Here is a 12,693-nt window from a genome sequence, read left to right on the forward strand (position 1 = left end):
TGTAGAACGGTTTTGCGTGGGATAACGCGACAAACAAAGACTTGAAACGCAGTTCCGAGGGTTCCTTTAAAACAGGAGCCGCTCTAACATTATCCTTTCAAGTTAACGTAACTTGCCATCAACCTCTATAAAAAAGACGGCGCAATGCGCCGCCTTCAATCGCAGGGACAAAGTGCCCCTACTTGCCGATCACCCGATTTGCAGCGGATACCACTGCTTCCAGCGAGGCACTAACAATATTGTCATTGATGCCAACGCCGAACAATTTGCCGTCCGGATGTGCCATTTCGACATAGGAAATAGCCGAGGCATCAGAGCCTTGCTGCAAGGAATGCTCGGAATAATCGACAACTGTCATCTTGACGCCAAGATGTTTGGAGAGCGCATCGACAAAACCATCAATGGGACCGGTTCCCCGCCCTTCGATATTCTTCGTCACGCCATTATCGATGATTTCAGCCGTCAGGATGCGGCGGCCCTTCTGTTCGGGATCAGGATAGGTGTGATGATCCACGAATTTGATGCGGGCATCCGGCTGCACGACATAGAGTTTCTGGAACTCCTCATGAATGCGCTTCGATGGCAGTTCCTTGCCTTCATCATCCGTGATCTGCTGGATGATCTCGCGGAACTCGACTTGCAGGTTGCGCGGCAGGTTGATCCCATAATCCGCTTGCAGGATATAGGCGATACCGCCCTTTCCTGACTGCGAATTGATGCGGATGATCGCCTCATAGGAGCGCCCGACATCCTGCGGATCGATGGGCAGATAGGGCACTTCCCACACCGGAGAATTCGCAGACTTGCGCACTTTCATGCCCTTGTTGATCGCATCCTGATGCGAGCCGGAGAAAGCCGTATAGACCAGTTCACCTACATAGGGATGGCGTTCCGCGATCTTCAACTGGTTGGAATATTCATAAACCTCTTTCATCCGGTTGATGTCGGTGCAATCAAGCTCCGGATCGATGCCCTGCGTATACATATTGAGCGCCAGCGTCACCACATCGACATTGCCGGTGCGCTCGCCATTGCCGAACAGGGTGCCTTCGACACGATCCGCCCCGGCCATGAGGGCCAGTTCAGTCGCGGCAATGCCCGTGCCACGGTCATTATGCGGATGCAGCGAGATGATCAGGTTTTCGCGATTGTCGAGATTGCGGCACATCCATTCGATCTGGTCGGCATAGACATTTGCCGTGTTCATCTCCACCGTGGACGGCAGATTGACGATGAGCTTGTTCTCAGCCGTCGGCTGGATAATTTCGGTCACGGCATTGCAGATTTCCAGCGCTACTTCCAGTTCCGTGCCGGTAAAGCTTTCGGGCGAATATTGGAAGCGATAGCCGCCGCCAGCCTTCGCGGCCATATCGGTGATCATCTTCGCGGCATCGGTTGCGATCTGCTTGATGCCCTTGACGTCCTTGGCGAAAACCACGCGGCGCTGCAACTCGCTGGTGGAATTGTAAAAGTGAATGATCGGCGTCCTCGCGCCTTCCAGAGCCTCAAAAGTGCGTGTAATCAGTTCCGGGCGGCACTGCACCAGCACCTGAAGATCCACCTCATCAGGTACATCGCCCTGCTCGATAGCCCAGCGGCAGAAATCGAAATCAGTCTGCGATGCAGAGGGAAAGCCGATTTCGATTTCCGGAAAGCCCATATCGACCAGCAAACGGAACATGCGCTCCTTGCGGTCATGTCCCATCGGATCGATAAGGGCCTGATTGCCATCACGCAAATCGACCGAACACCAGATCGGCGCTTTCTCTATGCGCTTCGAGGGCCAGGTGCGATCATTGAGCTGCGGAACCTGAAAAGGCGTATATTTTGTCGCCGCATCGGGCATTCCCTTGTGTTTGGCGGCAGATTTGACGGCGGTAATATTCTGATTCATCGGACTTCTCATTCCTCCCGGTTCATCCGGCAGCTGTCTTCTGCCCGAACACGGATATCTCACATTGAATATAGATCGGATATTACGGAAAGGAGCTGGCGTCAGCGGGACCGGTGTCGACCGCCGGACGCTCCTTTCAACGAGCCCGGCGATCGCCGCTAAGGCCGAGGGTAAGAAGCGAGTTTAGAACGCAAACATTCACGCGCGCGCCAGCGGCCGCTGCGGAATATCCCATAAATGTTGCGTCTTTTATCGTCATGCCCAAGCTTTTACACCCCGCCTTCACACTGCGCAAGACCGTAATCTAGGCAAAAGGCACAGCACTGGTTCCCGGCGGCAATTTCGCCTCATCTTCCGGCTCGACATGGATAACTACCCGGACACTGTCGAATTCCGCTTTCAATGCGTCCTCGATACGGTCGCAGATCACATGGGCGTCACCCACGCTCATATCCGCCGCAACGACCAGATGAAACTCGATAAAGGTCACGCGACCGGCAATACGGGTTTTAAGATCGTGCACTTCAATGGCACCGCCTGCATTGGCCGATATCACGTCGCGAATCCGCATTTCCTCGGCAGGCTCTACGCCAATATCCATCAATCCCTGCACGGATGAATTAATGACATGCCAGCCCTGCCAGAGAATATTGATCGCCACAAGAATGGCCAGCAGCGGATCCAGTATCGCCCAGCCGGTCACCACCGCGCCGACCAGCCCCACCAGCACGCCAAAAGACGTGAACACATCAGTCATGATGTGTTTGCCGTCCGCCTCCAGCGCGGGCGAGCGAAAACGCCGGCCCACCCGAATGAGAAGCATCGCCCAGAAACAGTTGATGACGCTCGCAATCAGATTGATCCCAAGGCCAAGCCACGGTTCATTGAGGATGCGCGGCGTCTGCAAGGCAAACCAGGCCTCACGGGCGATAAGAAGCGCGGCGACCGTAATCAGCACGCCTTCCACCACCGCCGAAATATATTCGGCCTTGTGGTGCCCGAACGGATGATTGTCATCGGCGGGCAGATAGCTGACCCGAATTGCCCACCATGCCCCAACGGCCGCGATCACATTGACGATCGATTCGAGCGCATCCGAATAGAGCGCAACCGACCCGGTCAGGGCAAAGGCCAGATATTTCAGGCCCATGACGCCGATAGCAACGGGAATTGACCAAGCGGCGAGCCGCCGAACCTTTACATTCGCGTCCATGACGAACCTTCGATACCGTAAATCTAGAAGCTTTGACGCGACATCAGCCGCAAATCGAAACAGAAAAAACGAGGTGCGCCGCCAGGTTCAATTCCGGTCGCCTGCTCGTTCAGCCTGCGGCGACAGATATTCTATAGCGTAAATTCCCGGTCGTTCTAACCCCTGATTCACTCCATCACATAATTAATTTTCTCTTGAGAATGCAATGCATTACAGTTGCAAATGGTTCTCTGGAGCAGGTTAGAAATCTGCAACTTTCAATCAGCAGAAAAAGCAAAATGGCCGCAGCGAATGCCGCGGCCATCCATGACCCATCTTACGGGACGGGCTTAATAATTGCTGCGACGTGCCTTTGTTTTTGCCGCGAGATGCGTCACCACGTTTTCAATTATGCGCATACCGGCATTGTGTCCTAACGTCATGATGGATTCGGGATGAAACTGCACAGCCGCAACCGGCTCGTGCTTATGCTCGAATGCCATGATCACGCCGTCCTCGGTCTCCGCGGTCACGAGGAAATCGTCCGGCAGGCGTTCCGGGTCGGCAAAAATCGAATGATAGCGCCCGACCGTCACTTCCTGCGGCAGTCCCGCAAAGATACGCTCCGGCCTGGAAACCCGGATGCGCGAAGGTTTGCCATGCATGGGAATGCGTAGCTGCCGCAACGTGCCGCCATAGGCTTCCGCAAGGGCCTGAAGGCCAAGGCAGACGCCAAAGATCGGCAGGCTTCTCTTTCGCGCTTTCTCGATTGTCGCCTTGCAGTCGAAATCCTGCGGCATACCCGGCCCCGGCGACAGAACAACCAGATCAGGTTTGATTCGATCAAAAACCTCCTCCGCTACCGGTGTGCGCACGGTCGCAACCGTGGCCCCTGTCTGGCGGAAATAATTGGCGAGCGTATGCACAAAGGAATCCTCGTGATCCACGAGCAGGATCGATATTCCTTCGCCGACCTTTGCAGCCGTGAACTCTTCGACCACATGGCCGCTCTTCTGCGCTTCACGCACGGCGGCAATCATAGCCGAGGCTTTCAACTCGGTTTCTGCCTCTTCCTCTTCGGGATTGGAATCAAACAGCAAGGTTGCACCAGCGCGTATCTCCGCAACGCCTTCCTTGATACGAATGGTACGCAAGGTAAGGCCGGTATTCATGTCGCCATTGAAATGCATCATGCCAATCGCACCGCCATACCATGCGCGCGGGCTGCGCTCGTTTTCCTCAAGGAAGCGCATGGCCCACAATTTCGGCGCTCCCGTCACGGTGACGGCCCAGGCATGGCTAAGAAACCCGTCGAAAGCGTCCATGCCATCGCGCAGGCGGCCTTCAATATGATCCACCGTATGGATAAGGCGCGAATACATCTCGATCTGGCGGCGACCGATGACCCGCACCGACCCCGGTTCGCATACCCGGCTCTTGTCGTTGCGATCAACATCCGAACACATGGTCAGTTCGGATTCGTCCTTCTTGGAATTGAGCAGTTTCAAAATCTGCTCGGAATCTGAAATCGCATCCTCACCGCGTTTGATCGTACCCGAGATCGGGCAGGTTTCGATGCGGCGACCATTGACGCGCACAAACATTTCCGGCGAAGCGCCGACCAGATATTCATTTTCACCCAGATTGATGAAAAAGGAATAGGGCGACGGGTTGATAGTCTTCAGGCGGCGGAAAATCTCCGATGGCGCAGTGTGGCAACGTTCATAAAATGTCTGGCCCGGCACCACTTCAAACAGATCGCCGCGCTTGAAACTTTCCTTTGCGCGCTCGACCAGTTTCGCATATTCGCCCGGCTTGTGATCGCCGCGCGGCAGATCACGTTCGGATGGCTTGAAAGCCTGTCCGGGCGTAGCGCGGGCCAGATCGTGGGTTGAGGAACCCCCGCAGGAAAACTCGTAACGGTCCACCCATGCGCGAGCGGCATAGTGGTCGGCGACAAAGATTTCGTCAGGGATGAACAGTACCAGATCACGTTGATCGTCTGGTCGCTTGAGCTTGTATTTGATAGGGTCGAACTGGAAGGCCAGATCATAGCCGAACGCGCCGTAAAGACCGAGATTGGGATCTTCCTCAGAGAAGAACAGACCAACAATCGCCCGCAACACCGTGAAAACGGATGGAATGCGCGAGCGTTCTTCTTCCGTGAAAACACCGCTCGGCTCAGCAATTGTGAGTTCGATGCAATTCTCATCCGCCTTGTCGACCGTCACTTCGGAAAGCATCCTGATCATATCGAGAATGGGGCGGAGCAGGATGACGCCGCGCGCATTCAACGCCTCGATACGCATGGAACGTGCGCGCGAGGTGATGGCTACTGGAGGATCGACAATTGCCGTATCCCATCGCGTATAACGACCGGGATATTCATAATTGGAAGAAAAGACCGCGCCCCGCCGTTCGTTCAGCACATCGATATAGCTCTCAATGGCTCCCTTATAGGCAGTAAGATGGCGCACGCGTTCGACGACAATGCCGCCTGCTGTCTCGTGCGTGAATATCTCGTTATCAGCAATCTTCGCATTCATGATCGGCTAATCCCAAACCTTTTTCGTTTTCGAGCATTTCCGAAACCCGGTTCACCCCTGACCGCCGGTCTATTCAAACAGCCAAATAAAAAGGCCGCCCGGATAATCCCGGCGGCCTGTTTCTCTAACGCATATGCGCAAACGCCTGCGTGGCCGCTTCTAGCGAGCCCACCACCAGCCATTGATGACAATGCGCGAAATGTTCATGGGTCTACTGTTAGCCTTCCCGCGAGCCGCTTGCAACCGGAAAATTAAATGCGGCACGGTGCGCAAGGCACACCCGGTAATCTAGGTATCAATTTGCCATCCGGCCAAAGAAAATCCGGGCTCTGTGAATAGCCCGGATTTCCTCTCGCCCTTAATGAGGACAATACAGATGAAGATGCGGGTTCCTTCATCCGATAAAAGCCCGAAGGCCTGGCAGGATAAATTGCTACGTATGATATTACTTTAAGTAATGAAATTGACGCTATCATAGATTGTAAATCTATACAACCTTTAAGTGTACAAATGCTCTTTTCAGGGACAACCTGTCTGCGTGAGCGCATGGCCATTATTTTAGCTTGCGTCAAAGAGTAAATTCGGATTCATTTCCCCCGCAAATCGTTTGGACACAAAAAAGGCCATCCCTCAGGTGGCTCATGGGGAATGACCGATGAAACAACTCGATGCGGTGGACAGAAGTATTCTGCATGCGCTTCAGGATAATGGGCGCTTGACGAATACCGAACTTGCCGACCGTATCAATCTTTCGCAGACCGCCACCGCCGAGCGCGTCAAGCGCTTGACCCGTGAGGGGTATATTATTGGCTATTCGGCGCGGCTCTGCCCAAAGATGCTGGACCGCTCCATGCTGGTTTTCATCGAGATCAAGCTCGACCGCACCACGCCGGACGTCTTTGAGATTTTCTCGTCCTTCACGCGCAGCAATCCCGACATTCTCGAATGCCACATGGTGGCAGGCGGCTTCGATTATCTGATAAAGGCACGCGTATCCGATATGGATCATTATCGGCGCTTCCTCTCGGAAGCCCTGCTGTCCCTGCCGGGGGTGCGCGAATCCCATACCTATGCCGTCATGGAGGAGGTCAAGGAAACCTCTCATCTCGCCGTATAGAAAATAACCTTTCCCAACGGGAAAGGCCTCATGCGGCATAAAGCCGTTATCCTGAAATTGCGCAAAGGGACCGATCCGTAGTGGTTGCGCCTTCTCATGGGGAGCTGATATTAGAGCAGTTCCGGTGAGACCGGAAATGGGGAACAGCCCAACCGAAAGCTCCAAGATGATTTCTGCCCGCCTTGCCACCTTTCTTGCGCAAAGGAATATCCATTATGGCTGGATCGTTGCTGCCGTAACCTTTCTCACCATGCTGGCGACTGCGGCGGCAATGGGATCGGCAGGCATATTGATTGATCCGCTCCAGAGCGAGTTCGGCTGGACCAATGCCGATATTTCCTTCGCCATGGCCTTGCGTCTGGTGCTTTTCGGGCTGATGGGACCATTTGCTGCGGCATTCATGAACCAGTTCGGAATGCGCCGTGTCGTAATGGCGGCTCTGTTCATGATTTCATCGGGACTAATCGGCTCCATGTTCATGACGCAGCAATGGCATATGGTTGCGCTTTGGGGCATCGTTATCGGCCTTGGCACCGGCATGACGGCTCTCGTTCTTGGTGCAACGGTCGCCGCGCGCTGGTTTGAAAAGCGACGCGGACTGGTCGTCGGCCTGATGACGGCCAGCAACGCGACAGGCCAGCTCATCTTCATGCCCATTCTGGCCGGTGTGAGCCAGAACATCGGCTGGCGTCCGGCACTAGCCATCGTTGTGGTGTTTCTGCTGGCCGCGCTGCTGCTCGTTCTCGCTCTGCTGCGCGACAATCCCGCCGATATTGGCCTCAAGCCTTTCGGACGCACTGCGCCCCTGCCCGCGCCGCAACCGCGCAAAAACTTCCTGCCCATGCTGGCCTCGCCTCTCGTCACATTGCGCGAAGCCTCATCAACAAAGACTTTCTGGGTCCTGTTCATAACCTTCTTCGTCTGCGGCTTTTCCACCAATGGCCTCATTCAGACTCACTGGATCGCGCTATGCGGCGATTTCGGAATCGTACCTGTCGGTGCTGCGGGCATTCTGGCCGTCATCGGAGCCTTCGACCTGATCGGCACGATCGGCTCCGGCTGGCTCACCGACCGTTTCGACAATCGCTGGCTGCTGTTCTGGTTCTATGCCCTGCGCGGCCTTTCGCTGATCTATCTGACATTCACCGATTTTTCGGTCTATGAGCTTGCACTCTTTGCCGTTTTCTATGGCCTTGACTGGGTGGCGACCGTACCCCCCACCGTGAAAATCGCCGCCGAACGGTTCGGACCCGAAAAAGCCGGTATCGTCTTTGGCTGGGTGTTCACCGGCCATCAGGTCGGCGCAGCGGCTGCCGCAGCTTTCGCTGGCTATGTCCGCACTGATTATAACAGCTACACACCCGCGCTCATCATGGCAGGTGCTTTGTGCATCGCGGTGGCGTCTCTGGTGTTTCTTCTCAAGCGCCCGGCCAGCAGCAGCCCGGTCTTGCAGGCTTCATAACAGCGCATCGCCCCAATCGGCGCGGCGCGTCCATCGGAACAAATCGCCGTCGCGCCTGGTTACAAGGCGTTCCTGCGCCGTGCCGTCATCGTTGCAGAATTTAACGGAAACCTTGCCACCCCCCATCCGCAGCGGTGCGATCACCCGCGCCCTGACATCGACCGGCCTATCGCGCGAGACTGCAAGATAGATAAATTTTTCGTCTTCCCATGGCACTTCCGCTTCCTTTGTCAGCCGATGAATGCGTGACCGGGCGACGCGGCGCGAAAAATGACACCAGTCCGGTGCTGCAAGAGGACAATCAAGCTGATGCGTACAGGGGGCCACGATATGTGCGCCCTTTGCAAGAAGCAGGTCTCGCGCCGCCAAAATGCGCTGCCAGCCTGCTGGTGTGCCTGGCTCCACGATTACCAGCATATTACGCGCCGAAGTCCAGAGACGTTCAATAAGCGCGTGGCGATCGGCAGGCGCAAGCTCATCCAGAACATAGGCGATGGTCACAAGATCGGCTTGCGGAAAATCGAGTTTCTCCCTGACCACATCGCCCGAACGCCATTCCGCCGCAAGGTCGATATTTTGCGCAAGCTTGCTTCCGACTTCCCGAATAGCAGGACTGGCCTCGAACAAAGTTGCCAATGCAAGATCGGGCCAGCACTCTCTGGCCGCCCAAAGGGCCGTTCCGGGCCCCGATCCGACATCAAGCATGGTCCGCGGCGAAAAGTCCGGGCAGATTTCGGCTATGCTTTCGAGGCTTGCGCGGGCGGCTGCATAGGTTGCAGGCAAACGTGCCGCCAGATAGGCTTTGGCGGCGAGATCGTCCGAAATATGCAGTCGGCCGTCGCGCGTTTCCGCGCGATAGCGCCGCGACAGAATCTCCGAGGCTCGTTTGAGGTCGGCCAATGCCACACCCTCAAGCACTGCATCCACACCCTGACGCAAAGCTGCCGGCAGTTCCATTGCCGTTCAGCGCTCCAGAACCTGTTTGACATCAACCAGATTGGACCGGACCCGCAAAATATAGAATCCCATTGTCGTCAGATGCGATGGCGTCAGCCACGCATCGGGATTACCGTTGGACACGATGAGAGGCTGCATGTCGAGGGCCGAGCGCAATTGCTTTTCCATTTCGTCCCAGACGCCATCAAGGTGTTTTTCCGCTAGTACACCTCGAAAATCCGAATGGGCCGCGCGCAGTAGCCCGTAATAGGCATAAAGCTGGCCATAGGAGAACCAGAAACGGTCATCCGCACGCGTGTCGAACCAGCCCGCATGATAATTCTCCGCGCGGTCCTTGAGGATCGCCGATGTCGATCCGAGATCGCTCGCGATACGGTCCACAAACTGGATCAGATTGTCGGCGCGCGCGTCAAATGTCGCCTGACAATTTTCCAGCCGCATATTGAACGCCCGCAAATCTTTGATCGCGGAGCGATAATAGCTGGGCGATGGCGTTTTCGGGCCAAAAGGGCTAAGGCCAAAATACCAGGCATCTTCCGCAAATTGCAGATTGCCGCGCGCCTTTTGCAGATCCCCATCAATCTGCGACGTGCCGCGCAAACGGCCCAGATTGTCCACCAATTCGATGGCCGTACGCCGTACTGCGGCGTGAATGCCGCGCTGGAACGATGCCTTGTTATCGAGAAACGGCGTGCGATCCCAATCAAGGCCGAAGAAGCCCAGCTTGTAGAGCAGCATGGAAGAAATCCATGCATTCTGGTTAACGTTGAAATCGGTCAGGTCAGCCGCAACATCGGCAATGGATGATGGCGAACATTTGCGCGCAACCGCCGGCACCTGTGCCGCCTGCAAGGGCTGCGTTTCCGCCTGCGTTTGGGAAGCCTCGCTGCCGTTCGCGCCGCCCGTCTCATCAACGTCAGGCGCCGCAGGTTCCGGCACGGAAGTCAGCGGCGCGGGCATTGTCTGCACCGCCTCACCCGGCGTCGTTGCCGTTTCATAGCTGTATTTGGCGGGGTAATCCGGGTTGAAATTGCTCCAGACCTGTGTCTGCCAGATGAAATAGCCGTAAAGCCCGCCAAAGCCCAAAACTGCGACCGCGATTGCGACTTTCCACAAGTTTCCAAGCTGGAGATAAAGCCGCCACAAAGCGCCAAGCGGTACGGTGATCAGGCGAGCCAGAGCAACGATTAAACGTCCAAGGAAGGATAAAACGCCCAGCACTGCATTCCACACGGTCATATATCCTTCCTGTTGTCGGTCCCGACCGGCAAATTCATACCAATCACATAGAGTGCGGCGGAGTTTTCGACAACCGCGAACGCATAAACGCGCGAATTTATCAGATGTTTTTGTCTCCAAGGGTTGAAACAGAACCGCCTATCCGTAACATGGCCCGACTTCGCGCCGCTTCGGCTTGCAACTCTTATCGATACAATCCCGTTACCGACGATACATAAAATGAGTGAATCTCATTCAAAAGTCGCAAACGGGAATGTTTTCGCCGCTCAGGTACTTGATCGGCAAAATCTTTGGTATTTGCTAAAAGCCGGAACCGGAACAACAATTAAATCCGTTAAAGCGGCCCGGCAAATGGAGAGAACAATGAAGTCTGCATCAACGCACCCGCTCAAGCGCGCCTTGAGCGCACTTGCCGTCACGACAGCAATTTTCGCCATCCCGGCCAGCGGCGTCGCAGCCGAGCCTGAAAGCTGCTCCACCGTTCGTTTTTCCGATGTAGGCTGGACCGACATTACCTCCACCACAGCGGTCGCGACCGAAGTTCTCAAGAGTCTTGGCTACAAGACCGATATCAAGGTTCTTTCCGTTCCGGTGACTTATGCGTCGCTTAGCAAAAAAGATATCGACGTTTTTCTCGGCTACTGGAACCCTTCCATGACTGCCGATCTGCAACCATACCTCGATGACAAGACCGTGGAAACGTTGCGCACCAACCTTACAGGCGCGAAATATACGCTTGCTGTTCCCAGATACACCTATGACGAAGGTCTGAAAGACTTCAAGGACATCGTCAATTTCAAGGACCAGCTTGGCGGCAAGATCTACGGTATCGAACCGGGCAATGACGGCAATCGCCAGATCCTCGATATGATCAGTAAAGACGCTTTCGGTCTCAAATCCTTTGAACTTGCGGAATCATCCGAACAGGGCATGCTCGCGCAGGTTGGAAAAAGCGTCAAAAGCAAACAGCCGATCGTTTTTCTCGCATGGGAGCCTCATCCCATGAACAAGCGGTTCGAAATCGCTTACCTCACCGGCGGCGACGATTTTTTCGGCCCCAATCTGGGCGGTGCGACCGTCGAGACCAATGTCCGCGCGGGCTATACGCAGGAATGCCCCAATGTCGGCAAGTTTCTCAGCAATCTCGAATTCCAGCTTGAGATGGAAAACGAGATCATGGGCAAGATTCTCGATGATGGCGAGGAGCCGGCAAAGGCTGCCAACGCCTGGCTCAAGGCAAATCCCGCCGTTCTTGATCAATGGCTCGCTGGCGTGACCACATTTGACGGCAAGGAGGGTCTTTCGGCCGTCAAGTCGGAACTCGGCCTTTAATATAGAGGCGGCTCAAGCGCGTGCGCCCAATCGGGCGTACGCTGCAACCTGTTTATTCTATCCATTATACTTTCCATAAAACGCAGCAGGAGACCTGATCGTTGAACTGGCTGACGGATTATAAAATTCCAGTCGGGTCGACCGCCAAAGCGGTGGTCGACTGGCTGACCGACAATATGGGCGGATTTTTTGACACGCTTGCCGCCATCATGCAAAGCATGATTGATGGCCTGCTTTTTGTTCTTGAATTGCCGCATCCTCTACTACTGATCGCGATCTTTGCCACCATCGCATGGCTGGTCCAACGCCGTATATCGGTGGTGATACTAACGATCCTCGGTTTTCTTTTCATTCTTAATCAGGGCTATTGGGACCGTACGCTGGAAACGCTGACCCTCGTGCTCTCGGCCTGCTTTCTATGCATGGCTATCGGCGTGCCGGTGGGCATCGCAGCCGCCCACCGCCCCACGCTCTACGCAGCATTGCGTCCCGTCCTCGATTTGATGCAGACGCTGCCAACCTTCGTCTATCTGATCCCCGCCATCGTCTTTTTCGGCATAGGCATGGTGCCAGGCTTGCTGGCTACAGCGGTTTTCGTGCTGCCCGCGCCTGTGCGCCTCACTCATCTTGGCATTTCCTCGACGCCCTCTTCGCTCATAGAAGCCGGCGAAGCCTTCGGCGCTTCACGCTCGCAGCTCTTGTGGAAGATCGAACTGCCCTATGCCATGCCGCAGATACTGGCGGGTCTTACCCAGACGATCATGCTATCGCTGTCCATGGTGGTCATCGCTGCCCTGGTTGGTGCTGACGGACTTGGCGTGCCGGTGGTCCGTGCACTTAACTCCGTCAATACCGCACTCGGTTTCGAGGCCGGGCTCGTTATCGTCGTGGTCGCCATTATTCTCGACCGCATCTTCCGCGCCGGGCGCCAGAAATAGAGCATGTCCCGCAAAG

At 55.4% G+C, this 12,693-nt stretch carries 9 protein-coding genes; 4 read left to right on the top strand and 5 right to left on the bottom strand.

What is annotated here, in order from left to right:
• Positions 1 to 178 precede the first annotated feature (178 nt).
• The 3 genes from leuA to KUG47_RS11150 form a co-directional block, all read right to left on the bottom strand.
• Positions 179 to 1,894: a 2-isopropylmalate synthase gene (gene leuA / locus KUG47_RS11140; protein ID WP_217678034.1), complete on the bottom strand. Its 1,716-nt coding sequence runs from the start codon at positions 1,892 to 1,894 to the stop codon at positions 179 to 181.
• 304 nt (positions 1,895 to 2,198) lie between these two features.
• Positions 2,199 to 3,107: a cation diffusion facilitator family transporter gene (locus KUG47_RS11145; RefSeq protein ID WP_217678035.1), complete on the bottom strand. Its 909-nt coding sequence runs from the start codon at positions 3,105 to 3,107 to the stop codon at positions 2,199 to 2,201.
• A 329-nt stretch (positions 3,108 to 3,436) separates the two neighbouring features.
• Positions 3,437 to 5,632 carry an anthranilate synthase component I gene (locus tag KUG47_RS11150; protein ID WP_217678036.1) on the bottom strand — a complete coding sequence of 732 codons (2,196 nt, stop codon included), beginning with the start codon at positions 5,630 to 5,632 and terminating at the stop codon, positions 3,437 to 3,439.
• Positions 5,633 to 6,287: 655 nt separating this feature from the next.
• On the opposite strand from KUG47_RS11150, the gene KUG47_RS11155 reads away from it, so the two are divergent.
• Positions 6,288 to 6,749: an Lrp/AsnC ligand binding domain-containing protein gene (locus tag KUG47_RS11155; RefSeq protein ID WP_217678037.1), complete on the top strand. Its 462-nt coding sequence runs from the start codon at positions 6,288 to 6,290 to the stop codon at positions 6,747 to 6,749.
• A gap of 166 nt (positions 6,750 to 6,915) precedes the next feature.
• Positions 6,916 to 8,211 (top strand): MFS transporter, encoded by a 1,296-nt coding sequence (locus KUG47_RS11160; protein ID WP_217678180.1) that lies wholly within the window; start codon positions 6,916 to 6,918, stop codon positions 8,209 to 8,211.
• On the opposite strand, the gene KUG47_RS11165 is transcribed toward KUG47_RS11160, so the two are convergent.
• Both KUG47_RS11165 and KUG47_RS11170 read right to left on the bottom strand, forming a co-directional pair.
• Complete coding sequence (locus KUG47_RS11165; RefSeq protein WP_217678038.1) at positions 8,206 to 9,168, bottom strand: small ribosomal subunit Rsm22 family protein; 963 nt, start codon at positions 9,166 to 9,168, stop codon at positions 8,206 to 8,208. The two genes, KUG47_RS11160 and KUG47_RS11165, sit on opposite strands and share 6 nt — an antisense overlap.
• A gap of 6 nt (positions 9,169 to 9,174) precedes the next feature.
• Positions 9,175 to 10,407 (bottom strand): DUF2333 family protein, encoded by a 1,233-nt coding sequence (locus tag KUG47_RS11170; protein ID WP_217678039.1) that lies wholly within the window; start codon positions 10,405 to 10,407, stop codon positions 9,175 to 9,177.
• Positions 10,408 to 10,770: 363 nt separating this feature from the next.
• Between KUG47_RS11170 and KUG47_RS11175 the strand changes: the two genes are divergently transcribed.
• Together KUG47_RS11175 and choW are read left to right on the top strand one after the other, a co-directional pair.
• Positions 10,771 to 11,739 (top strand): choline ABC transporter substrate-binding protein, encoded by a 969-nt coding sequence (locus tag KUG47_RS11175; RefSeq protein ID WP_254799509.1) that lies wholly within the window; start codon positions 10,771 to 10,773, stop codon positions 11,737 to 11,739.
• 101 nt (positions 11,740 to 11,840) lie between these two features.
• Positions 11,841 to 12,677 (top strand): choline ABC transporter permease subunit, encoded by an 837-nt coding sequence (choW, locus tag KUG47_RS11180; protein WP_217678041.1) that lies wholly within the window; start codon positions 11,841 to 11,843, stop codon positions 12,675 to 12,677.
• Positions 12,678 to 12,693 lie beyond the last annotated feature (16 nt).

Source organism: Falsochrobactrum tianjinense (genome assembly GCF_019100495.1).
Classification (GTDB): domain Bacteria; phylum Pseudomonadota; class Alphaproteobacteria; order Rhizobiales; family Rhizobiaceae; genus Brucella; species Brucella tianjinense.